This is a genomic window from Streptomyces sp. NPDC050732, assembly GCF_040654255.1.
Lineage (GTDB): Bacteria > Actinomycetota > Actinomycetes > Streptomycetales > Streptomycetaceae > Streptomyces.
The window spans coordinates 281596-303589 of sequence record NZ_JBFAHP010000003.1 but is presented as its reverse complement, the minus strand read 5'-3'; the positions used below and the strand labels follow the sequence as shown (position 1 = coordinate 303589).

The following is a 21994-nucleotide window of genomic DNA, read 5'->3' as shown; positions in this document are numbered from 1 at the left end:
GGTCCACTGACTGCCCGAATCGCGATGAGCTTAAGGGGCCATGATCACTCGCCCCAAAGCAGCTCCCGCCCAAAGCCGCTCCACCGACCTCCGCTGGCAGCAGGTCGGTCGCTGATTGTTCAAAACCCTCATCGACATCGACAACGCTGCGGCATAATCGCCAGCATGACCAATTCGCCACTTCTTCTGTCGATAGTAGGGATAGTCGGTGCGCTAGCCGGCGGCGGTCTGACTGGATTCATGAACGCCAGAATCGAGCGCAGAAGAGAAGCTGTCACCGAAAGACAGCAAATCCGCCAGGAACAGGCGGCTGAGCGAACGCATCTGCGTGATTTACAAATTGAGCATTACAGGTGGCGCAGAGATCGCCGCCAAAGCGCATATGTGGATTTCCATGCTAAATCCCAAAAAGTCCTGCTCGTGTTCAGCAAGGTCAACGCGGAAGTAGGTCGAGGCCAGGGGGGTAGGGAATCAACGCGCCAGTTACTGGAAGAAGCGCATGAGGCAACCTCTGACGCGCTTCACAGCACGGCGGTTGTGCAGATAGAAGGGCCTGCCGAGGTAGGAATTCGCGCATCAGTAATCCAAGTAAGGCTGACACTGCTCGTAGCCTCAGCTGCTGCAGCGTTGGATTCGTTGGATGAAGCTGCCAGGTATAACCGCGAACTCAAGGAGGCTATCCAGTCCTTATCTGAGGCGCAGGGGGAATTTCTCACCGCAGCTCAAGTGGCCATGAACGAGGTCGTAGCGGTCGAGTGACAAGCGTGCCGCACAGTACCGATGTACAGCAACGACACACAACTGACCAGCCGTGTAGACGCCACTGACTTCCCCGCCCGTAGTTCGCATCGAGGGGGCCGCCGGTCGTGCCGCTGGCGTGCCAGACCGGAGGCGGAGTCTCGGGGAACCAAGGTGCGCCGAAGTGCGTACCGCCCCACGTTGCCCAAGGCAGGGATCTCCAAGTCACTTCGGTGATCCTCCAACCTCACTCCTAAGGCGGGTGCCAGGCGGAACCGCGCTCGCCCATGCCGAGCGATCAACTGTGCGCGGTCTGAGGACAGATACTCGCCTGGACTGTCAGTGCCTCCCTCTACGCTTTCACCATGCGCAAAGGTGCGATCAGCCAAGATGGTGTCCTCAAGGCCATAGCGGAGTATGACGAGTTGGGGCGGGACAGGTTCCTGTCCGCGTATGGGTACAAGCCAGCGACCGGGTACCTGCTCATACACGAGGACCGGACATACGACTCCAAGGCCATCGCTGGCGTGGCCCACAAGTTCGATCAGGGCCGAGCGCTGAGGCCGGACGAGTTGAGCGGAGGACGGTCGCACGCCGCCAGGTGGCTCGCCCGACTCGGCTTCGTGATCCGTTCGTCTCGAAGCCCCGACTGGACGCGTGACGAGATCATCCTCGCCTGCGACCTAGCGATGACGAACGGCTGGAAGCGACTGGAGTTCAACGACCCACGCGTGATCGAGCTGTCCGCACTGCTCCAAAGCATGCCGATCCACCCTGAAGAACTACGTAACGAGCTGTTCCGGAACCCCAACGGCGTAGCTCGCAAAACGGTAGACATCACTTCCCGGCACCCGGACTACCAGGGGAAGCCCACGAACGGCAACGCGCTTGATGTCGAAGTCATGAACGACTTCCTGGCCCGCCCGGCAGAGATGGCTGAGGTAGCCCAGCTCATCCGGCGCGGCCTCACCACAGGAGAACTCCAAGATCTGCCCGCAGAAGCCGAGGAGGAAGACGACTACAGCGCACCTGAGGGTAGGTTGCTGATCCGCCGTCACAAAAGCCGCGAGCGAGACAAGGGCTTGCGCAAGAGGAAGATCGATGCCGTCTTGCGCCAGGGACGCCGACTAGCCTGTGAGGCATGTGGTTTCGATTTCGAGGCGACCTACGGCCCGCGGGGCGCCGGGTACATCGAGTGCCATCACGTTGTGCCTCTGCACGAGGCCGGCGAGGGGCGGACCAAGCTCAGTGATCTCGCTCTGATCTGCGCCAACTGCCACAGGATGATTCACCGCCGCGCCCCGTGGCCCACGCCTGGCGAACTCCGGAACCTCATCCAGGAGACCTTGAATCGAGGCGAGACGCGCATCCCTTCCCAGCAGGAGCCCGGACCGAGCCGACGAACCGCATCGTCCCTCTAGGGCCTTGATGTGGCTTGTACGACCTCTGCCGAACGAACCACATAGCTACGGAGGACCAAGAGGAGACACCGGGGGCAGCCCACGCTTCGGCTGGACTGCCCTGTCGAATGAACCTCGAAGCGCTGAGTGTCTAACTGCGTGACAACGCCAGCGAACAGTGGCGGACAACCACGCACACCCTCGGGTCATCGCACCACCTCAGCGGCACACAGACCCAAGGTCACCCACTCCCCCGGATTACCAATCCGATAAACGGATTGGTACGACCCGGTGAGCGGTTCGTGACCGTCGCTGGTGGGTGGACTGCTCGGATGGGCTACGCGTGGTGGGTGAAGTCGTCGCGGTGCAGGGCGGTGTAGCGGAGGAAGGGGGCCAGGGCCCGTTCCACGGGGAGGTGGCGGGACGCTGCCGCCAGGGGCAGAGCATCGGTTCCGTCGGCGTCGTAGCCGCCCCGGTAGTCGAAGCCCCACGCGACGATCTCCGCGTGGGCGGTGGGGTCGCCGGTCTCGTGGACGAGGTTCACGCCAGGGTCGGAGACCCACCCGTCGTCCGTGACGAGGAGTCCGACGAAGGGCACCCCGCCGGACTCGACCCGGCGGACGCAGGTTTCCACGGCGTCGGCCATGAGAAGCGTGAGCCGGGTCGTGTCCGCGCTCATGCGGCGGTCGCTTCGCGCAGGGTCCGGCGGATCATGCCTTCGGTGGCGACGCCTTCGATGCGGCGGGTGCCGATGACGATCGTGGGTACGACGGTGATGTTCATCCGCGCCGACTCGGCCAGTGCCCTCCGGTGCCGCTCCGCGTACTCCTGCTCGTCGAGGGCCGCTGTGTAGGCGGCCGGGTCGAGTCCGGTCTCCTCGGCCAGGCGGGCCAGGACCGCGCGGTCCCCGATGTCGAGGTCCTCGCGGAAGAACGCCGTCATCACGCGACGGTGGTAGGCGTGGGCCCGCCCCCGCTCCGCGGCGTACTGCGCGCCCCGGAAGGCCAGTTCGGTGTAGGGCTGCGGCGAGACGGTCGGCAACCGCAGCGGTATCTGATGGTGGCGTGCCATGGGGTAGACGGCACGCTCCCAGATGTCGGGCAGGTACGGGTCCTCCGGCCGCAGGGTGGGTGTTGGCCGGGTACGCAACTCGTGGGCGTGGTGGATGACTTCGACGTCGGGCCGATCGGTGATCGCGCGCTCGACCAGCTCGTCGGCGAGCAGGCAGAACGGGCAGACGTAGTCCGACCACAGATGGATCTGAACAGTCACGGTGGCCTCCGGCCCTCCGAGGCACCCCGGTGGGTGCGACACCCAAATCGTGTAACTTCACGCCGGTGTCAACTTCAAGGAACGGAAGTCGGCGAACAGTTCAGGAGGTCTCATGCGCATCGGTGAGCTGGCGGCCGCCAGCGGCGTCAGCACCCGCTCCCTGCGGTACTACGAGGCGCACGGGCTCATACGCTCCGAGCGCACCCCCGGCGGGTGGCGCGACTTCGACAGCTCGATGGTGGAGCGGGTCGTCATGATCCAGCACCTGTTCGCCGCCGGCCTGGGCAGCACCACCATCGACGAAGTACTCCCCTGCATGGAGGCCCCGCCCGAGGAGCGCAACGGCGTCATGGAGCAGCTCTTCGCCGAGCAGGCCGAACGCCTGGAGGCCAAGCGGCGCGACATCGACCGCGAACTCGACACCCTGCAGGCACTCCGCGTCGAAACGGCCCTGCCCGGCGAGGCCCCGTAAGCAGCGGCATGGTCGGCGGGCGGTCCGGTTATCCTGCGTGTGATACACCGAGTGTGATCAACCCGTCGCTTTCCGCTCTGACTTCGGGAGCCGTGCATGCAGGGACAGGACCAGAAGCAGACCGTCGCCCACCGGGGCAGAGCGCTGGCGTGGGAAGGGTTCTGCATGGGGCCCGAGCTGCTGTCGCGTGCGGAACTGGAGCAGGTCTCGCTGCGCCTGATCGGGCTGGATCTGGCCGGCGCCACGGAGGCGGCCCGTGCCGAGCTGCAGCCGTTCGGCGCGCCCTGCGGACAGGTGCCGGCCATCGTGCTCGGTACCGCGTCCACACTGAAGGGCTGCTTCGAGGCCGACGTGGCCCACTTGGTGCAGGGCGGTTCGCCGGACGACTTCGCCGCGTACAACGAGGCGCGGTCGGTGTACCTGGCCGCGCCGGGCGACCTGGTCGTGGGGCGCGGGGAGCCGTGGCAGCAGGCGGTGGCGGCGTCCGAGGCGGTTCCCGTACAGGTTCCCGAGATGCGCTATTACTACCTGAGCCACGCACTGCTCGCGATGGCGGTCGCCTCTCCCCCGGACCGGCCGGCCGCACCGCTGGAGCAGCTGATCCGACAGCTGCGCGCGGCGCCGCAGACGGTGGTGCGGCTCTTCGCCATCGACCCCGAGGCGCGGGTGCTGCTGCTGTGGCTGAAGCGCGCGGCGGGCCTGGAACGGTTGCGCGTGGACGCCAACGGGCCGGAGATCGCCGAGCGGTGGAACCGCAAGACGACGCTGTATCCGACGGTCGAGGACGCGGTGGACGTGCCCGCGCCACGACCGGATGACGACCCGTACGCCACCCTCGCCACCGAGGCAGAGGCGACCGCGTTCCACCGGGAGTTCGGCGTTCTCCTGCCGCGGCTGCCCGGCTACTCGATCACCCGGGCCGGGGCCGACGAGGCGCTGCTGCGCGACCGGGTGCGCACGGCCGCCCGACTGCTGCGCGAGCGCTACGGGCTGCCGCTGGGCTGTTTCAAGCCCGCCGAGGCGCTGACCGGCAGCCGCATCCGCATCGCGGTGCCGTTGGACGACGACGCGGCGCTGGACGCGCTGGCGGGCCAGGCGATGGAGACCGACGAGGACTACGTCCTGGAGGCGCACACCCACTACCTGCGCCACCGCGTCCCCGGTTACGAGTTCATCCTGGCGCCTTCCACGCACGTGGTGGCGGGACAGCTCGCCGAGGGCGGCACAATGCAGATCACCAAGGGCAGTGTCTGGGAGGGCAGCGTCTATATCGACGGCGACACCTGTGCCCGGTTCGGCATCACGCCCGAGCAGTTCCGTGCCGTGCGAGAGGGCATGGCGGCGCTGCACGGTGCGTTCCGAGGTGCGGGGCGCGATCTGGGGTTCATCAAGGGTGGCGTGGACTTCGCCATCGCCCACCTGGGTGGCCGCTTCGGGCAGGATCCGGTGGTCGCCATGCAGGACTTGAATCTGTCGTCGAACGGCGCCGAATACGTCCGGGCGTTTCTCGCCGACGCGAGGAACGTGCTCGGCAGGCGGGAAGGGGTGTACGCGGCGACGAAGGTGGTGCGGCCGACCGCCGAGACGGACCTGAAGCGGTTGCAGGACGGTCTCGGCCGTCCCGGGCCCGACGGGTGGGCCCGGGCGATCACGTCGGTGGCGGGGCGCTGGGGCCTGATCGGGGTGGCGGCCCCGTGCCCGCGGCAGGCGGCGCAGGATGTGCTGGAGCTCGAACAGCGCCTGCACCGTGCGGGGTTGCTGCGCACCAGCATCCGGGACGAGACCGTGCGGCCTGCCTGAGACCGGGTGCGTCAGGGCCGCTTCTTCGGCGGTGCGGGGCGGGGGTCCGTACGGCCGTCTGTCACCGGCCCGGGAGTGCGATCCGCCTCCTTCTCCGCGGGCGTGCCGTCCCCTTCCGTGACACGGCAGGCGAGGAGCAGCGGTCCTGTCATGACGGTGGTCAGGATCGCCATCATCACGAGGATCGAGTAGAACGCCTGGTCGATGAAGCGCAGTTGGAGCCCGACGGTGAGGATGACCACCTCGGTGAGTCCGCGGGTGTTCATCAGCACGGAGAGGGTCATCACTTCGCGTCGGGGCAGCCCGGCCACGACGGCTCCCAGGCCGGCCCCGGCCATCTTCGTCACGACGGCGACCGTCAGCATCACCGCGAGCTCCACGACGTACACCGGCCGGAACGCGGTCAGGTCGACGCGGGTTCCGGCGACCACGAAGTAGACGGGCAGCAGGATCTGAGTGGCCGATTTCTCCAGTCCGTCCATGACAGCCACCCGCATCCGGTCCTCGTCGCCCTGCCGGGGCATGACCGCGCCGAAGGCGAACGCCCCGAAGACGAAGTGGACGCCCATCCATTCCGTGGCCGCGCAGGAGGCCATGAGGCCCGCGGCGACCACCACCACGGCGCCCACCGGTTCCGGCGCCCCGCCCGCGCCGCCCTTCAGGAACCGTGCGGCGAGCGGCCGGACCCCCAGAACGAGCAGTCCGAGATAGACCGGCACGAACGCCATGCGCCAGGACTCGGCGGTGCCGAAGAGCGCGACGACGACGGCCAGGCAGGCCCAGGCGGCCAGGTCGTTCACCCCCGCGGCGGCCATGGCGGTCCGTCCGGTGGCGGTGCGGTTGAGCCGTTGGTCGGCGAGGATCCGTGCCAGCACCGGGAAGGCGGTGACCGACAGCGCCACGCCGGTGAACAGCACGAATCCCGGTGCGCCGGAGGGGCCGTGGCCCGCCGCGTACGGCAGTGCCACGAGACAGCCGCCGGCCAGCGGCAGCAGGACCGAACCCGTCGCGACGCACAGGGTGGTACGGCCGCTGGTGCGCAGGTACGCGGAGTCCGTCTCGTAGCCGATGACGAACATGAACAGGGCGAGCCCGACGTCGGCCAGCGCTCCCAGGAGCGGCTGGATCTCGTCGTACGGGACGGCGTCCCGCCAGCTCCGCGCGGGGGACAGCAGGGTCGAGCCGAGCAGGACTCCGGCGATGATCTCGCCGACCACGGCGGGCTGCCCCAGTCTGCGGGCGCCCGCCGCGCACAGCCGTGCCATGCCCAGCACGAGCGCCAGCGCCAGGAAGAAGTAGGCGGTCTGATCACCCATCGATACGTCCCGGCCGAGGCGCGGTGGAGTCGGCCGGGAGGCTGAGGACGGTCTGGCCGATGAGGTCGCGCATGACCTCGCTGGGCCCGGCGGCGATGGTCGCGGCGCGGGCGTCACGCTGGGCGCGGGCGGCGAAGGAGTCCTCCACATAGCCGTGCGAACCCTGCAGCTGCAGGGCGGTGTCGGCCAGCCTGCAGGCCAGTTCGGTGGTGTGGAGTTTGGCCATGGAGCACTCCACGGCGGGCAGTTCGCCCTGCTCGTACAGCCACGCGGTGTGGTGCACGAGTTGCCGGGCCGCCGCGAGTTCGGTGGCCAGGTCGGCGACGCGGTGGACGAGCGCCTGCTTGCGGGCCAGGGCCTCGCCGGCGACGTTCCTGGACCGCAGGTGGCCGCGCAGTTCGTCCAGGCCGCGGTCCATGCCGCCGAGTGCCAGGGTGGCGGCGACCAGGCGTTCCAGTTGCAGCCCGCGCAGCAGGTAGTAGAAGCCGTTGCCGATACGGCCGACGAGCCGGTCGGCGGGGACCCTGACGGCGTCGAAGGTGATCGCGGCCGTGCCGGCCGACCGCCAGCCGAGCGTGCGCCGCGGGACACGGGCGACGCCGGGCAGCGCGGTGTCGACGACCAGCAGCGACAGCCCGGTCGTGCCCCGGGGACCGGCCGCGGCGGTGCGCACCGCGGTGACGAGGAAGTCCGCGGTCATTCCGTTGCTGACCATCGCCTTGGTGCCGTCGACGACGAAGTGGTCGCCGTCCCGGACGGCCGTGGTGCCGATGCCCGCCAGGTCGGCGCCCGCGTCCGGTTCGGTGATCGCCAGTGCCGCCACGCGCTCGCCCCGCACGGCGGGCGCCAGATACTCCTGGGCGAGGTCGTGGCCACCCGTGCGGGAGAGGTAGTGGGTGGCCATGTACGCGTGTACGGAGACGGCGGCGCGCAGCCCGCCGTACCCGAGGCGGCCGAGTTCTTCCAGGAAGACGACGGAGGTGAACAGGTCGCGGTCGCCGCCTCCGACGGCCCGCGGGTACAGGAGTCCCAGGTAGCCGCGCTCGCCGAACAGCTTCCACGCGTGGGCGGGTACGGTGTCCGTCTCCTCCCAGCGGGCGGCGTACGGCAGCACCTCCGTGCGCAGGAAGGCGCGGACCTCCTCGCGGAAAGCGGCGTGGCCTTCGTCGAAATACGGTGACTTCACGGTCCGTCGCTCCTTCGTCGCTCCCCCAGGCACAGCGAGATCTCGTCGGCCAGCGGTCCGAGCAGGTCGTGGGCGCGCTCGTGCGGGTAGAAGTGGCCGCCTCCGACGCGGTGTTCGCGGAAGCCGTGCGGTGCCAGGGTGCGCCAGGCGGCCACCGCATCCGGTGGGGCCACCTCGTCGTCCGTGCCGCAGAACGCGGTGACGGGCACGGGCAGCGGATCGGGTGTCGCATGCGCCCAGGTCTCGGCGAGCCGGATGTCCGCGCGGAGCGTCGGGCCGAGCAGGGCCATCAGACGGGGGTCGGCGAGCACGTCCGCGGAGGTGCCCGCGAGTCTGCCCAGCTCCGCGTGGAACCGCTCCGGCGGCAGCCCGTGGATGGCGGGGAGCGCGCGCGGTACCTGCGGCGCGCGGCATCCGGAGAGCAGGGCCCGGACGGGTGGCCGGGCGAGGGGGCGTACGACGGTCTCGTAGACGAGCATCGCGCCCATGCTGTGCCCGAACAGCACGTACGGCGAGGGGACTTGGGCCGTCAGCGCGGTGGCGAAGTCCCGGGCCAGCGACGGCCAGTCCCGCGCGGGCCGTTCCCGCAGCCGGTTCTCCCGCCCCGGCAGCCGTACGGCCAGCAGTTCGGTATGGGCGGGGAGCCGGTCGGCCCAGGGACCGTACACCGCCGCTCCCGCTCCGGCGTGGGGCACGCAGACCAGCCTGATCCGGGCTTCGGGCCGGGGCCGCGGGCGGTGGAACCACCGTCCGGACTCTTCGGTGCGCGTCCCGGCCGCCACGCTCCTACCCGGTTTCCGTGCGGCTCGGGACGGGCGGGGGCCCCTCGACGGCGGCGGCCAGCGCGCCGAAGGTGCTGTCGGTGAAGATCAGGTCGGGGGTGAGGGCGTCCTCGCCGAGTTCGCCCTCCACGGCCGCCATCAGGCGTACGGCGGTCAGGGAGTTGCCGCCGAGGTCGAAGAAGTCCGCGTCCGGCCGTACGGAGTTTGGGCCGAACAGTTCGCTCCAGATCCGGGCGAGGACGGCGACCCGCGGGGATGCGGAGGCGGGCTGTGGTGCGGCGGGCCGACGGGCATCGGTGGCTGTCGGGTCGGTGGCGAGGGTGTAGCGGTCGGGCGGTGTCGCCGAGGGCATGCGCCGTGCCAGCAGTTCGCGCAGTTCCTCCTCCAGCCTGCGCAGGGTCGGGACGCCGGCCGCCGTGGTGGGGGGCGCGGCCTCGGTGTCGGCCTCGGGGCGTCTGGCGTACACGTTGTGGCAGGGGGTGCGGGCGAGCCGGGGGTCCTGTTCGACGGTGACGTGGAAGCCGCGGGCGCGCAGTCGGGTGAGGACGGCCGCGAGGCGTTCGTCGATGTCGTGGACCTCCATCACGATCCGCTCGATAGACGGCCATACGGTGTCGTCGATCCCGTCGAGGACCTCGGCCTCGGCCTTCTCCACGTCGATCTTCAGCAGGTCGACGCGGGTGAGTCCGTGCTCGCGTACGACGGCGGAGAGAGTGGTCACGGGGACCCGGCGGACCTGTGCGGCCATCCGGTCGGTCACCAGCCGGTCGAGGTGCTCGCCCCGGTGCGCCTCCTCGCCGGTGAGCAGGTAGTCCCTGAGTACGTCGGGATCGTCCGACGCGTCCGCGAACCGCCCCGACATCACGGTGTTGTGGGGGTAGAAGGTGAACGCGGTCTCGCCGTCGGTGCGGCCCAGTGCGGTCCGCAGCACGGTGGCGTCGACGTCGTGCAACTCGGCGTTGAGCGCGACGGCGTCGGCGAGTTCCGTGACCGGTTCGACGGCGATGATCCGGGCGCCGGGGCTGCGCCGGGCGGCGTGGAGCGTGAACATGCCGATGTTCGCTCCGACGTCCACGACGACGGCGCCGGGGGGCAGGGTGATGCCGTGCCGGAAGTAGGAGTCGTCGGTGACGATCTCGCGGTGGAGGAAGTCGGTCTCGCGGCGGTTGATACCGGCGACCCGGATCTCGCCGTCGGGTTCGTGCCAGCCGAGGCCGCCGAGCCGGCCGCCGGCCTGGAGGGCGACGGACCGGTGCAGGACCGGTGCCGCGACGGGATCGGGCACGAGGTGTGCGTGCGCCCGGCCGTCGGGTCCGTCGGTGACGACCGCGTCGGTGACCGCGGGGTGTTCCCTGAGCACGTGGGCCAGCTGCTCGTGCCGGGTGTGATCGGCCGTCTCGCTCATGTGCCCCTCCGGTCGGGGACGGTCACGGTGTGCAGGAAGTCACGGGCCAGGGCGACCAGTTCGCCGGCCGCGTCGAAGGCGGTGAGGTGGTCTCCGTGGGGCAGGGTGCGCAGCTCGGCCCGCGGCAGGCGCCGGGCGACGTACGCCGAGCCCGCGGGGTGGGCCGTGGTGTCCCGGTGGCTGGTGACGACGAGGGTCGGCTGGGGCGCGTCGAGCAGCCCTCGGCAGTCGGCGGTCATGAGGGCGCCGTTCAGGAGGCCGTAGCGGTGGAGCAGGTCCGGTGTGGCGTACGGATGGATGAGGTGGTGGGCGATGTCGGGGCGCAGGGTGTCCAGGGTGCTGGGCCGGCTCATCATCCGGTGCATCGCCGCCGCCTGCGTACGGCCCCGGGAGACCATGGCCAGCAGTGCCTCGATGTCCTGCTGGTGGGCCGTCTTGGGTGCGTCGCCGCCGAGTTCGTAGTCACCGTGCCACAGGCTCAGCGAGGTGATCCGGTCCGACCGGGCCGCCGCCGCGAGGGCGATCACCGCTCCCCCGCACAGCCCCAGCGCGTGGGCGTGGGCGATGCCGAAACCGTCCAGCACGTCCAGCACGTCCGCGCTCTGCGCGTCGAGCGTGTGCCCGCCCGCCTCACCGAGCCCCGTGCCGTCGTCCGCCGCGAACAGGTTCCGGCTCTCCCAGGTCACGACACGGTGCTCCGCGGACAGGGCGGACAGCCACTTCGCTGCGAGACCGACGGGCATGCCGCAGGCGCTGACGAGAGCGACGGCGGGCGCGTCCCGGGGGCCCGCGACCCAGCAGCGGAGCGGTGTGCCGTCCCGGGCGGGGACCACGACGGCAGGGCCGGGGAAGGCGGCGAGCGCCGCCCGTGCCGCCTGCCTCACCTCGTCCTCGGCCACGGCGCCGGGCGGGCGCAGTGCCAGCCGCCGGCTGACCGCGAGTTCCACGGCGGTGAGCCGGTCGGGGGCCTCCACCAGGTCGAGTCCGGGCAGGCCGAGGGCGGTGGTCAGCCGGTCGAGGAGGTCCTGTGCGGGAGGCAGGTGCCCGGTGGCGACCGGTTCTGTCGGCGCCACCCGCATCGGGCCCGGTACGGCACGGATGATCGAGGCTGTGTCGAGCAGGGCACGGGCGAGCGCGGCCGGTGAGGTCCCGCCCCCCGTAGTGGTTGCCGTCCGCATCACACTCCGGCCGGCGGGCGGGGGGCGAAGGGGTGGTCGCGGGTGGTGCGTTCGGCCAGCCGGTTGTGGCCGTACGTGTCCTCTCCGCTGACCAGCACCGCTCCGTACCGGTCGAGGCTCACCCGGCCGCCGTACTCCTCGATCGAGGAGGAGCCCGGGTAGATCTGTACGGACGTGGGCACGTAACGGGCGGCGAAGCCCATGCGCATGTCCCGGGTGCGGCCCTGGTGCGGGTGCGAGGCGTGCATGAGGGTGGACCAGAACATGATGAACTGGCCCGCCCGCATCTCCATGGAGACCGCTCGGGACTCGTCGGGCTTCCAGTCCGGGTCGATCTGCAGTTCCCGGTAGTCGTAGCCGAAGAAGCCGCGCCGGACGCCGTCCTTGTCGACGGCGGTGTTGCGCTCCGGCGCGTAGTGCATGCGTTTGGTCTCGTCGTAGAACATGGTGCGGTGCGTGCCGGGGATGAACTGCAGGCAGCCCATGTCGGCGCTGGCCTCGGTGAAGGCGCACCACACCGTGATGGTGCCGCCGAAGTCGGAGCCGCCGGGCCACTGGATCTGCGGTGTGCCCGAGGCGTTGGCGAAGGTGTCCGCCTGGTGCCAGTCGGTGCCCTCGTCGCCCGGGTACTTGGGGAAGAACTCGGTGCGCCAGCACAGCACGTCGGGGCCGAGGACCGAGGCGACGCGGTGCACGATCTCGGGACGGGTGATGTGGTCGGCCAGCATCGGGTGGTCGAGATGGCGGTCGTAGTTGGAGATGTTCGTCGCCCCCGACACGGCCGCTTCCTCGTTGTAGACGGCCGCGCTGCGGTCCAGGAGTTCGAGGCGGGTGCGTCCCCACGCCTTCTTGGCCTTGTCCGGTGCGTACAGCGTGAAGGGGCCCGCGTAGCCGTCGCGGTGGAAGGCGGCGACGTCTTCGGGGCTCAGGGAGAAGTCGGACTGCGCGGTCATGCGTCCCTCCGGGGTGGTTGTGGTGCGGCAGGACCTGTGCAGACGTTCACGAAGTGGGCGGGGCGGCGGACAGCGCGGAGTCGATGTGGCGGGCCAGGGCGGACACCGTGGCACCGTCGATGAGCACGGTGATGTCGAGGTCCGTGCCGAACTCCTCGTTGGTCTGGGCGAACATGCGCAGCAGGGAGAGGGAGGTGCCCCCGAGGTCGAAGAAGTCGGTGTCCAGGCCGACCTCGGCCAGGTCCAGGACGGACCGCCAGATCTGTGCGATCCGCCGCTCGGTTGCGGTGGGTCCGGCGGCCTCACCGGGACCGGCGATGTCGGCTGTGTCGACGGTGACCGGTGCGAGGGCCGCCTCGGCGGTCGGCTCCGGGAGCCTGCTCTTGTCGACCTTGCCGTTCGGGGTCAGTGGCAGCTCGCGCAGGACGACGTAGGCCGAGGGGCGCATGTGCGGGGGCAGGGCCGTCGCGGCACGCTCACCGAGTCGAGGGGCCAGGACGTCCGCCGGGATGTCGGAGGCGAGGTACGCCACGACGCGGACGTCGCCGTCTCCGTAGCTGTGCGCGACGGCCACGGCGGCGGAGACGTCCGCTTCCGCGAGGAGGACGGCTTCGATCTCGCCGGGTTCGACCCGGTAGCCGCGGATCTTCAGCTGGTCGTCGGTGCGGCCGAGGTAGCCGTAGCCGCCGTCCGGGAGTGCCACGACCCGGTCTCCGGTGCGGTAGCAGCGCTTCACCGTGCCGTCGGGGCCACGCAGTTCGAGGAAGCGTTCCTTGTCCAGTTCCGGGCGGCCGAGGTAGCCGCGGGCCAGCCCCGCACCGGAGAGGTACAGCTCTCCGGGGGTGCCGTCGGCGACCTGCCCGCCGTCCTCGTCACATACGTGGAAGTCGAGATCCGGCAGGGGTATGCCGATCGGGCTGACGCCAAGTGCGGTGGTGCCGGTCTCGGGGACGGTGTCGGTCTCCGGGACGGAGTCGGTCTCCGGGGCGATGTCGGCGACGGTGACCGGTCGGTACGAGGCGTGCACGGTCGCCTCGGTGATGCCGTACATGTTCACCAGGCGGGGATGCTCGTCGCCGTGCCGGGCGAACCAGCCGCGGAGCTGGGCCGGTTCGAGCCGCTCGCCGCCGAACACCACCACCCGCAGGTCGGTGAGCGGCCGCTCGGCCTGCTCGTCGGCCGCGACCAGGCGGACGAACGCGGAAGGTGTCTGGCTGAGGACCGTCACCCGTTGCTCGCGCAGCAGCGCGTGCAGGGTCTGCGGCGAGCGGGCGGTCACCTGCGGGACGACGACGAGGCGGCCGCCGAACAGCAGCGCGCCCCAGAACTCCCAGACGGAGAAGTCGAAGGCCGCGGAGTGGCACAGGGTCCATACGTCGGTCTCGTCGAAGCCGAACCAGTCACGCGTGACGTCGAAGAGCCGCACGACGTTGCGGTGTTCCACCTGGACGCCCTTGGGCAGACCCGTCGATCCGGAGGTGTGGATGACGTACGCCAGGTCGTCCGCGCCCGCTCCGGCCGATGCGGGCTCGGCGTCCAGGGCCGCTCCGGTCTCCGCCTCCGCCTCCGCCTGCGTCTCCGAGGCGTCGAGCACGACCACGTCGACGTCTGGGGCCAGGGAACGGTCGGCGAGTTCGGTGGTGGTGACGAGATGCGTGACGGCGCTGTCCTGGAGCGTCCAGGCGATCCGCTCCTCCGGATAGCCGGGGTCCAAGGGGACGTAGGCGGCACCGGACTTGAGGATGCCGAGGATGCCGACCGCGAGTGCGCTGGTGCGTGGTGCCAGCAAGCCGATCAGGGAGCCGGTCCCGGCTCCCGAATGTCGCAGGCGCTGGGCGACCGCGGTGGCCCTGCGGTCGAGTTCCCGGTAGGTGAGTTCACGGTCGTCGGCCGTCACCGCCACCCGGGCGGGAAAGCGCGAGACGATCCCTTCGAACAGCTCGACGAGTGTCTGTTGCCCTGGCTCCACCCTGTATCCATCCTTCTCGACGGAACAATGGACGGCGTCGTTGAACCACCGGACGCGGACGCGCGCCGCATGCGGGCTTTGCGGGCGGAGACACCACTGAACGGTACCGGTGACCCACCTGACCCTTTGGACGGCACCTCGACCACAGATGTGCATCCTCATCCGGCCGCGCCGCCCACGCAAGGGCGAAAACACGCAATTCGCTCCACGCGGAGAACCGGCCACTGGCGACCGTCCCGACCATCGGCTCGGCATACGTCGGCTTTTCGGGGGAACACGTACGGCGCTGAAGCACGTCTAAAAGAAGAACGTGCCTGGAAGGAGCCCTTGGTCGTGTCGAAGCCGGAACCGCGCCGTGTGAGGACCTTGCTCGCCCGCTACGCGAACGCACGCATCGCGCTCGCGGAGAAGCCCGCCCCCGCGTGGCAGCGGGAGCTGGCGGACGTGACCCACATGCTGTGTGCGGTGACCGGGACCCGCTCCATCAGCGAGGCGATCGCTGCTGCCGACGAGATCCTGGCGGCAGCCGGTCCCGCGTGGCGGAAGCAGCGCCCCGAAGGGACTTACCGCCGCCCGCCGGTGGCGCAGTAGCGGAGTCGGTCGCGCAGGCGGTCGGTACGGACGTCCTCCATCCGCACGGTGCCCAGGATCGTGGCATGGCGTTCGCGGTCGGCGGCAAGAGCGGCGAGGTCGGATGCGGTGAACAGCCGGAGGTCCGGCGTGGCGGGCGCGGCCGTCACGCTGACCCGGGGATCACAGGCAGCCCATGCTCGGCCGATGGCCAGCTGCTGCGGCCGCGTCGCGACGAGCTGGGCGACGGTGCGGTGCGGCGGGTCGCAGGCCGGCGCGACGGGCTCTTGACGATCCGCGTGGGCGGTGAAGACCCGTTCCGCCCAGTCCAGGCCGGTGGCGTACTCGACGAAGGAGACCAGGCCGAAGCCGGAGAGCCGGAACCCCATCTCCAGGAAATACGGTCCCTCGGCGGTGTCGATCAGGTCGATGTGGAAGGGGCCCTCGCGATAGCCGGTGGCCTCCGCACACCATTGCGCCAGCTCCCGGAAGCGTAATGGCGCGTTGTCACCGGCCGTGGCCATGTGACCGCATTCCCTGAATCCTCGCGATTCCCCGTCCTCCTCGGTCAGGACGACCTTCTCGCACATCGACAGCAGATGTGCCTTGCCTTCCCAGGCGAGGCACTGCAGTGAGTACTCGTTGCCCACCACTTGTTCTTCCACCAGGACGTCGGCGAAAGCGGCTCCTCCGAAGTTGGCCGCGGCACCGATCCGGTGCAGGGCCCGGTCCCGTTCGGCCTCGTCGCCTACCAGATGCACACCGAGGCCGCCGCCCCCGTCGACAGGTTTGACTACTTGCGGGAACGACAACTCCCGCAGCGCTGACCAGGTTTCGTCGGCTGTCACCTGTGCGTACTTCGGCTGGCGGACCGTGGGGGCGTGCCGGCTCAGCGCCGCGCGCTGTCCGGCTTTGTCCGGTGCCCGGAAGCTGGTTCCGACGTGCGGCCATGGCCTCACGTGCGCAGTGGCCGCCAGGCGCAGCGCGCTTTCGGTGTACCGGTCGAAACCGGCGAGCACCAGTGCGGGAGCCACCCCGGCGGCGCTCAGCGCGGCCGCCACTTGCGCCGGGTCCTCCGGGGCTCGCACCGCCAGTTCCGCGTCGAAGGGCTTGCGGCGCAGCGCGCGACGCCAGCTGAGGTAGGCGGGTGTCTCCACCAGGACGGCCGGCATGTCGCGCCGCCGGGCACAGTCGAGGTAGGGGTCCAGGCCGTCACGGGCCGCGCCGACCTGGACGAACGCGTTGCCGATCCCGGTCATGCGGCTCACCGTCCCGAGATGACCTCTGTGATCTGCGGTCCCTGCGGTGCGTGCCGCGTCTGGATCGACCCCTTGTGCGGGTCGCCTCGCAGGATGCTCTGCACCAGGGGAGGACGCATCTCACTGCCGTACAGGGCACGCAACTGGTGCAGGTGCAGGCCGCTGATTTCTTCCAGCCTGGCTGCCAGGGAGCTGTTCCTGTTCGGCTCCTCCGGCGGCACGCGCAGCAGTTCGTGGATGGCCTTCTCGTGGGGGACCAGGTCCTCTGCACGCCGCTCCAGGTACGGGCGCAGGTCGTGGGCGCGAGCGGTGAAGGGAGAGTGGACCATGCAGATCAGCTGTTCTTCGTCCAGCCCGTAGGCGCTGCGGGCGAAGGCGTTGACCCGGGCCCGCAGGGTGTCGTGTGCGTCCGCGGCCGCATACCTCTTCATCATCGTGTCGATCAGGGCCTGCGGGAATTCCTTGCGCCGCATCAGAGCCAGGGCGAATACGAGGTATTCCTCCAGGCCCTCCTGGTAGCTTCGCCCGTACACGTACTGGCATTTCAGCCCCCGCAGGTGTGCCATCAAGGCGGGATTGGCGCAATCGGACTCGGTGAAGTTGAACGCCAGCTCGTCGAAGACGAATCCGAGATGGCGGGTGAGCAGGTCCCAGTGGCTGCCCGCTTCGTAGTCGGTGTCCTCGTAGATGGAGAAGAACCGCAGCGCCGGTGGCACATCCGAACAGACCGTGTGCGCCGCGTCGTCGGCGTCGTGGATGTCGCTGAAGTAGGCATGGGCCACATCGTCCAACGCACCCAGCACCCGGGGGAATCCCGACCCTCGCGGTGCGGGTTTCCTGCGTGGCACCTGACGGGCGAGCTGGACGATCCATGCCGTGTACGCGCGCTGCTCCTGGGCGGAGTCACCGGTGACGATGACGTCGGCTCCCCGCCCATGAGCGGCCGCGACACCGAAGGAGTTGGCCACGCTCAGGTTGCAGGCGTTGCAGAACGTGGGACGCCCGTCGGCGCCGGTGCGGTGCCCGGTCATCAGGATGTCGAGGCGGTTGCGGGCGGCCACATCGGGCGGCAGCGGAGCATCGGCCCGGAAGGGCGACACCGCGGTGCCGTCGACGAGCAGCAGTTCGCAGTCCGGATCCGTGAGCATGCCCAGGGCCCGGTACGCACGGTCGATGTTCTCCATCACCGCGCCCGGCATACCCGCATGCCGGTTGGTGACCGCCCGCAGCGTGAAGACCTGTCCGCACTGGTCGGCGAGCAGGAGTTGCATCGCCCGTACGAAAGAGAGGGTGTAGGTGCTGTCCTTCCCTCCGCCATACCCGACCAGGACGCACGCGGGGCCTTCCGCCTCCCGTTCGGCCAATGCCTTCCGCAACCGCCCGGCAGATCTGGCGACGGCAGCCCGGTCATCGGGAACGAGGAAGGAGAGAAGGGAATCCAGCGCTTGCCGGCGCTGAGCAGAAAGGAAGGACGTCACCGCTTTCTCCTTTCGATTCGCGTCTGCCGCTAGGCCTGCGGCGATATCCACAGGTCTTCTCCGCAGAGCGATTCCACTCCGTACCGGCCGAGGGCACTGAGCAGCAGCCGCAGCTCCAGGGCGATGCTCTCCACCAGCCGGACCAGCCCCGTGTCCGCGTCCTCCGCCGCGGCGATGATGGCGGCGCGCCCGAGGCCCGCCCCGCGAGCACCGAGTGCCAGGGCTTTCAGCACCCTGGTCCCCTCCCACATGCGGCCCGAAGCGAGCAGGCAGTGCGGGGTGGGACCGATCCTGTGGAGACACTCGCCGAGCGGCAGACCCACCTGCGACAGGAAGCATGTGGGTGCCCAACCCGTGCCGCCTTCCGCCCCGTCCACGGTGACGGCGTCCGCTCCGGCCTCCCAGGCCGTACGGGCCGCGAGGTCCACGTCCCGGCCCGGGTGCAGCTTGACCCACACCCTGGCCCGGGGAAAGTTGTTGCGCATCTGTCTGATCTGCTGCCTGAGGATCTCCTCGGTGAACGTGCCGGGAGCGCTGCTCCGCAGCACGCTGCCGCGGGAGAGCACCGCGTCCGTGGCGTACAGGTCCGCGACCCGGTCGGCTGCTTCCTCTCCGAGCACCGTCATGCCGCCGAGCCCGGGCTTCGCCCCCTGCCCCACCTTCAGTTCGAAGGCCAGCCGGCCACCGTCCAACAGCGCCCCGCACGCCGGGTCGCTGTACACCTGGTTCCACACTTCGGCGTCGGCGTCCTCGGTGCTCTGCTGCACGGCCACGCCGCCCGTCTGACCTTCGCCGGCCGCCTCGGCGTAGGCGTGGATGCGGGACAGCAGAGAGGAAACCTCGTCGCCCGCGGTGCTCCGGTAGCCGTTGACCGGCGCGACGTTCTCGCCGACCACCAGGGGGATGCCGAGGCGTCCGGCCTGTCTGGCGACCGCCTCACCGAGCGTCCCGCTGGCTATCCGCGTGGACCCGAAGGCGGATACGTACAGCGGCAGCGCCGAGGTGAAGCCGCCCATGGGGACGCGGAGGCGGACGTCGTCGTAGAGAGGTTCCCGGCCCAGCTCCACCAGTGCGGCCAGCCGGTCGGGCATGAAGACGGGTGGGACGATCCGTGCGCGGTCCAGCAGGTCGGGCGGGTGCGGACCAGCCTCGGCGCCGGGCGCGCCGTACAGGGAGGTCCCGTACTCGCGCGCGTCCGGGAACACCGCTGCGACGCCCAGCCTGGCGCGCTCCCGCACCGGGCCCGCGGGAAATCCGTCCGCGCTGACGACTCCGGGGGCGGCGGAGGGGCGGGCTGTGGTGGTCATGCCGAGACCACGCCGGGCAGCCTGGGGTAGGCGGCCGCCTGCCACACGGCGTCGACGCCGGTCACGTACCGGGTGAAGCGTTCCAGCCCTATGCCGAATCCGGCGCTGGGCGGGAGGCCCGCGCGGGCGATGTCGAGGTACCAGCCGTACTTGGAGGGGTTCTCGCCGGTCTCGCGCATCCGGGTGATGAGTGTGGCGTAGTCGGACTCACGTCGGCCGCCGCTGGCCAGCTCGCCGAAGCCCTCCGGTGCGATCAGGTCGAAGTTGTCCAGAAGTCCTGGGCGGTCCGGGTGCTCCCGGTCGTAGAAGCCTCGGGAGCCCTTGGGGTAGTCGACGATGAAGCAGGCGCTGTCGGCCCTGGCCGAAAGGATCTCCTCGCCGCGCCAGTCGATTTCGGCTGCGGGGTCCTGGGAGTGGCCCAGGGCGATGAGTTCGTCCGTGGCCTCGCGATGGGTGATGCGGCCGAAGCGTCCCTCGATCACCTTCTGGAAGCGGTCCGGATCACGGCCGAGGGCCGCCAGGTCAGCGGGCATGTCCCGGACGACCTCACCGACCACGTACGCGACCAGCTGCTGCGCGACCCGCATCGCGTCGTCGCGGCCCGCGTCGCGGATCTCGACGTCGATCTGATGGAACTCGGCGAGATGCCTGTGGGTGACGGTGGTCTCCAGGGGTTCCAGGCGTACGTTCGGAGCGATGTAGAAAACTCTGTCGAACGCGAGCAGTGATGCCTGCTTGTACAGGATCGCGCTGGTCATCAACTTGTACTTGTGGCCGTAGAAGTCGACGTCCACCTGCTTGGAGCCACGGATGCCGGGGTCGGTCACCGGCCCGATGAGCGGCGGCAGCAGCTCGATGAAGCCGTGCTGCGACAGGAACGCGCGGGCCGCGGACAGCATCCGGTTCTGCACACGCAGCACAGCCTGGGTGACGGGCGAGGTGAGGTGCCGGTCGAGCCGTACCGCGTCGGCGTCTTCCGGCCGGGGGCCCGGGCGGGCCGGTTGCACGACGGTCATCTTCTTCTCCTGGGTGTCGTTCGGGTACCGCTCAGCGGGTGAGGGCGCCGGGGTCCGGACGGACGGCTCGTGGTCGTACCGCCTTTGCACATGGGCCAGCGCGTCGTACAGGCCGGTCGCGGTCAGCCGGGGCGCAGGACCGGCGTGGGCGGGGGCGATGGGCATGGCGCCGACCTCGGACCACATCAGACGGCCTTGCGGGTCGATATAGCTTCTGGAGCGGCCGGCGTTGTCGGCGTGCAGGCAGAACGGGAAGTCCAGCAGCCCCTTGGCGAAGGCTTTCAGGAGCGCCTCTCCGATGTCGTCGGCCAGGCCGAGCACCGTCGTGACGAGCATCCGCGCCTCTTGGTAGACGGGCGAATCGGTGTCGTCGTGGACCGGCTCGGGTCGCGGGGCACACGCCGTACGGGCGGCGTCAGCCGCGGTGAGCAAGGCGCGCACGTTCTCGGCGACGGTCGGAAGGCGATGCGCTTCCGCCTCTGTCTTGACGACCAGTCGCGCGGCGCCGGAGCGGACCGCCAGTTCCGCCGAGCCCCGCAGCAGCCGGGTGGCTCCGTGCCGTGTCTGTGGGAAGAGCCCCATGTACGTGTAGAGAACGACGTGCCACTCGCAGCCGTCCAGCAGCTCGGAGGCCAGTTTTCGCAAGGCCCGCACCGCCTGTTCGTCCTGCCCGGCATGGGTCTGCTGGGCATAGCTGAGGGAGATGCTGCGGATGCCGTGCTGCCGGAAGAACAGGGCCTCCAGGACACTCAGCGCCACGAGCAGCCCCGGCGGGCACAGCTGTCCGAGCACGCAGCCGCCGAACGTCTCCAGATGGGGCTCCAGCTCAGGCCCGCGCCGGCGGGCGAAGAACTCACAGCTCTCCCGCCAGCTTCGGACGGAGTCGGCCAGCGGCGTCCGTCCGTAGGGAAGGCAGTACGAGACCGGGCCGCCTTCCGTGGAGTCGATCCCCGCCAGGGCCAGTGCCGCGAAGATCCGTTGCGGCCGGGCGGAGCCGTGACGTACCTGCACCGGGAAACCGGGATCGCGTACGGCGGCCAGCATCTCCTGCGTCGTCAGTGAGCTGTAGGAGGTGATGGGGTATCCATTGAGCGGAACGCCGGAGCGAAGCGCCCCGAGCACCGCGGCCTCGTCGCCCACGCGGGTGTAGCTGTCCACGGTGATGGTGCCGACGGATCGGGTGGGCACGTCCCTGACGGCCAGCAACCCGGCCCGCATCGCCGCCGGGTCGGCGAACCCCATCCGCGGCTGTACGACAAGGACGCCGTCGGCCTGTGCCTCGGCGATGTACCGGCCGAACGCAGCCGGGCGAGCCGAGGCGTCAGGCCGCGGCACGCCGGCTCCGCGCCGGGAGGTTCCCGAGGAAGGACACGAAAGAGGCCAGCCCCGCCTCGCCCTCGGCGAATACAGCCGAGCAACCGGCGGCCAAGAGCGCCCGGGTCCGGTCCTCCGCCCCATCCTCGGAGACGCCCAGCTTGCCGCCGATCACCACGGGCAGGTCCCGCAGCGTCCGGTCACTTCGGAGGGCGGCGACGAGGGCCGGGGCGGAATGGAAGCCGTGCCCGTTCACCGTGCTGATCACCAGCAGGTCCGGACGCGTCGTGCGGCACCTCTCGATGATCTCGCTGTCGGGGACGCAGGGGCCCAGGTTGTGCACCCGGTGCCCCAAGTCCTCGACGAGAAGCTGGACATACACGAGATTCCAGGTGTGAGCGTCGGAGGAGAGCCCGGTCACGCACACGGTGAGTTCCTCACCGGGCTGCCTGCGCACCGCGGGCGCCGATATCCATTCAGGGGCGTTCATCCGTACTCCAGCCTCTGTTCCTGGTCCCGGCCCCAGTGCGCCGACAGCGTTCCGTGGCCGACGACGAGGGAGCGGACGGCGACTTTCGA

The 21994-nt window shown here is 70.0% G+C and carries 19 protein-coding genes; 5 read left to right on the top strand and 14 right to left on the bottom strand.

The window, feature by feature from the left end; all coding sequences use genetic code 11:
• The first annotated feature begins 165 nt into the window (after positions 1 to 165).
• Both AB0H82_RS04825 and AB0H82_RS04820 read left to right on the top strand, forming a co-directional pair.
• A complete protein-coding gene (locus tag AB0H82_RS04825) occupies positions 166 to 759 on the top strand; it encodes a hypothetical protein (protein ID WP_362988812.1) in 594 nt (197 codons plus the stop codon).
• Positions 760 to 1103: 344 nt separating this feature from the next.
• Positions 1104 to 2159: an HNH endonuclease gene (locus AB0H82_RS04820; protein WP_362988810.1), complete on the top strand. Its 1056-nt coding sequence runs from the start codon at positions 1104 to 1106 to the stop codon at positions 2157 to 2159.
• 316 nt (positions 2160 to 2475) lie between these two features.
• On the opposite strand, the gene AB0H82_RS04815 is transcribed toward AB0H82_RS04820, so the two are convergent.
• Complete coding sequence (locus tag AB0H82_RS04815; RefSeq protein ID WP_362988808.1) at positions 2476 to 2817, bottom strand: hypothetical protein; 342 nt, start codon at positions 2815 to 2817, stop codon at positions 2476 to 2478.
• Positions 2814 to 3410: a DsbA family protein gene (locus tag AB0H82_RS04810; protein ID WP_362988806.1), complete on the bottom strand. Its 597-nt coding sequence runs from the start codon at positions 3408 to 3410 to the stop codon at positions 2814 to 2816. Before AB0H82_RS04810 ends, AB0H82_RS04815 begins: the two co-directional genes overlap by 4 nt.
• A gap of 112 nt (positions 3411 to 3522) precedes the next feature.
• On the opposite strand from AB0H82_RS04810, the gene AB0H82_RS04805 reads away from it, so the two are divergent.
• Both AB0H82_RS04805 and AB0H82_RS04800 read left to right on the top strand, forming a co-directional pair.
• Positions 3523 to 3882: a MerR family transcriptional regulator gene (locus AB0H82_RS04805; protein ID WP_362988804.1), complete on the top strand. Its 360-nt coding sequence runs from the start codon at positions 3523 to 3525 to the stop codon at positions 3880 to 3882.
• 96 nt (positions 3883 to 3978) lie between these two features.
• Positions 3979 to 5682, top strand: coding sequence for a hypothetical protein (locus AB0H82_RS04800; RefSeq protein WP_362988802.1), 1704 nt, complete (start codon positions 3979 to 3981; stop codon positions 5680 to 5682).
• 11 nt (positions 5683 to 5693) lie between these two features.
• Here the strand turns inward: AB0H82_RS04800 and AB0H82_RS04795 are convergent, their stop codons facing one another.
• The 7 genes from AB0H82_RS04795 to AB0H82_RS04765 all read right to left on the bottom strand — a co-directional run bounded on the left by AB0H82_RS04795 (position 5694) and on the right by AB0H82_RS04765 (position 14471).
• Positions 5694 to 6998: a cation:proton antiporter gene (locus AB0H82_RS04795; RefSeq protein WP_362988800.1), complete on the bottom strand. Its 1305-nt coding sequence runs from the start codon at positions 6996 to 6998 to the stop codon at positions 5694 to 5696.
• Positions 6991 to 8184, bottom strand: a complete 1194-nt coding sequence (locus tag AB0H82_RS04790; protein ID WP_362988798.1) for an acyl-CoA dehydrogenase family protein — start codon at positions 8182 to 8184, stop codon at positions 6991 to 6993. The genes AB0H82_RS04795 and AB0H82_RS04790 overlap by 8 nt, the downstream gene beginning before the upstream one ends.
• The gene (locus tag AB0H82_RS04785; protein WP_362988796.1) at positions 8181 to 8879 is read right to left on the bottom strand and encodes an alpha/beta fold hydrolase; all 699 of its coding nucleotides are present in this window, start codon (positions 8877 to 8879) and stop codon (positions 8181 to 8183) included. Before AB0H82_RS04785 ends, AB0H82_RS04790 begins: the two co-directional genes overlap by 4 nt.
• A gap of 91 nt (positions 8880 to 8970) precedes the next feature.
• Positions 8971 to 10371, bottom strand: coding sequence for an FkbM family methyltransferase (locus tag AB0H82_RS04780; protein ID WP_362988794.1), 1401 nt, complete (start codon positions 10369 to 10371; stop codon positions 8971 to 8973).
• On the bottom strand, positions 10368 to 11549 hold the full coding sequence (locus tag AB0H82_RS04775; protein ID WP_362988792.1) for an alpha/beta hydrolase: 1182 nt from the start codon (positions 11547 to 11549) through the stop codon (positions 10368 to 10370). The genes AB0H82_RS04780 and AB0H82_RS04775 overlap by 4 nt, the downstream gene beginning before the upstream one ends.
• Positions 11549 to 12502: a chlorinating enzyme gene (locus AB0H82_RS04770; protein ID WP_362988790.1), complete on the bottom strand. Its 954-nt coding sequence runs from the start codon at positions 12500 to 12502 to the stop codon at positions 11549 to 11551. The genes AB0H82_RS04775 and AB0H82_RS04770 overlap by 1 nt, the downstream gene beginning before the upstream one ends.
• A gap of 46 nt (positions 12503 to 12548) precedes the next feature.
• Positions 12549 to 14471, bottom strand: coding sequence for an amino acid adenylation domain-containing protein (locus AB0H82_RS04765; protein ID WP_362988788.1), 1923 nt, complete (start codon positions 14469 to 14471; stop codon positions 12549 to 12551).
• 333 nt (positions 14472 to 14804) lie between these two features.
• Here AB0H82_RS04765 and AB0H82_RS04760 point away from each other — a divergent pair, with 333 nt between their 5' ends.
• Positions 14805 to 15062, top strand: coding sequence for a DUF5133 domain-containing protein (locus tag AB0H82_RS04760; protein ID WP_362988786.1), 258 nt, complete (start codon positions 14805 to 14807; stop codon positions 15060 to 15062).
• Here the strand turns inward: AB0H82_RS04760 and AB0H82_RS04755 are convergent.
• The 5 genes from AB0H82_RS04755 to AB0H82_RS04735 are packed head-to-tail and all read right to left on the bottom strand — an operon-like array spanning position 15035 to position 21905.
• On the bottom strand, positions 15035 to 16300 hold the full coding sequence (locus AB0H82_RS04755) for an ATP-grasp domain-containing protein (RefSeq protein WP_362988784.1): 1266 nt from the start codon (positions 16298 to 16300) through the stop codon (positions 15035 to 15037). The genes AB0H82_RS04760 and AB0H82_RS04755 overlap by 28 nt on opposite strands.
• Positions 16301 to 16305: 5 nt before the next feature.
• Positions 16306 to 17829 carry a PqqD family protein gene (locus AB0H82_RS04750; RefSeq protein WP_362988782.1) on the bottom strand — a complete coding sequence of 508 codons (1524 nt, stop codon included), beginning with the start codon at positions 17827 to 17829 and terminating at the stop codon, positions 16306 to 16308.
• A complete protein-coding gene (locus AB0H82_RS04745; protein ID WP_362988780.1) occupies positions 17808 to 19085 on the bottom strand; it encodes a glutamate synthase-related protein in 1278 nt (425 codons plus the stop codon). Before AB0H82_RS04745 ends, AB0H82_RS04750 begins: the two co-directional genes overlap by 22 nt.
• A complete protein-coding gene (locus AB0H82_RS04740; RefSeq protein ID WP_362988778.1) occupies positions 19082 to 21436 on the bottom strand; it encodes an amino acid--tRNA ligase-related protein in 2355 nt (784 codons plus the stop codon). Before AB0H82_RS04740 ends, AB0H82_RS04745 begins: the two co-directional genes overlap by 4 nt.
• Positions 21423 to 21905, bottom strand: a complete 483-nt coding sequence (locus AB0H82_RS04735; RefSeq protein WP_362988776.1) for a cobalamin B12-binding domain-containing protein — start codon at positions 21903 to 21905, stop codon at positions 21423 to 21425. The genes AB0H82_RS04740 and AB0H82_RS04735 overlap by 14 nt, the downstream gene beginning before the upstream one ends.
• Positions 21906 to 21994: the final 89 nt, after the last annotated feature.

What these genes read in the sequence shown, in the direction of transcription:
- AB0H82_RS04825 (WP_362988812.1), top strand. Translation starts at nt 166, where the DNA reads ATGACCAATTCGCCACTTCTTCTGTCGATAGTAGGGATAGTCGGTGCG.
- AB0H82_RS04820 (WP_362988810.1), top strand. Translation starts at nt 1,104, where the DNA reads ATGCGCAAAGGTGCGATCAGCCAAGATGGTGTCCTCAAGGCCATAGCG.
- AB0H82_RS04815 (WP_362988808.1), bottom strand. Translation starts at nt 2,817, where the DNA reads ATGAGCGCGGACACGACCCGGCTCACGCTTCTCATGGCCGACGCCGTG.
- AB0H82_RS04805 (WP_362988804.1), top strand. Translation starts at nt 3,523, where the DNA reads ATGCGCATCGGTGAGCTGGCGGCCGCCAGCGGCGTCAGCACCCGCTCC.
- AB0H82_RS04800 (WP_362988802.1), top strand. Translation starts at nt 3,979, where the DNA reads ATGCAGGGACAGGACCAGAAGCAGACCGTCGCCCACCGGGGCAGAGCG.
- AB0H82_RS04795 (WP_362988800.1), bottom strand. Translation starts at nt 6,998, where the DNA reads ATGGGTGATCAGACCGCCTACTTCTTCCTGGCGCTGGCGCTCGTGCTG.
- AB0H82_RS04780 (WP_362988794.1), bottom strand. Translation starts at nt 10,371, where the DNA reads ATGAGCGAGACGGCCGATCACACCCGGCACGAGCAGCTGGCCCACGTG.
- AB0H82_RS04775 (WP_362988792.1), bottom strand. Translation starts at nt 11,549, where the DNA reads ATGCGGACGGCAACCACTACGGGGGGCGGGACCTCACCGGCCGCGCTC.
- AB0H82_RS04770 (WP_362988790.1), bottom strand. Translation starts at nt 12,502, where the DNA reads ATGACCGCGCAGTCCGACTTCTCCCTGAGCCCCGAAGACGTCGCCGCC.
- AB0H82_RS04755 (WP_362988784.1), bottom strand. Translation starts at nt 16,300, where the DNA reads ATGACCGGGATCGGCAACGCGTTCGTCCAGGTCGGCGCGGCCCGTGAC.
- AB0H82_RS04745 (WP_362988780.1), bottom strand. Translation starts at nt 19,085, where the DNA reads ATGACCACCACAGCCCGCCCCTCCGCCGCCCCCGGAGTCGTCAGCGCG.
- AB0H82_RS04735 (WP_362988776.1), bottom strand. Translation starts at nt 21,905, where the DNA reads ATGAACGCCCCTGAATGGATATCGGCGCCCGCGGTGCGCAGGCAGCCC.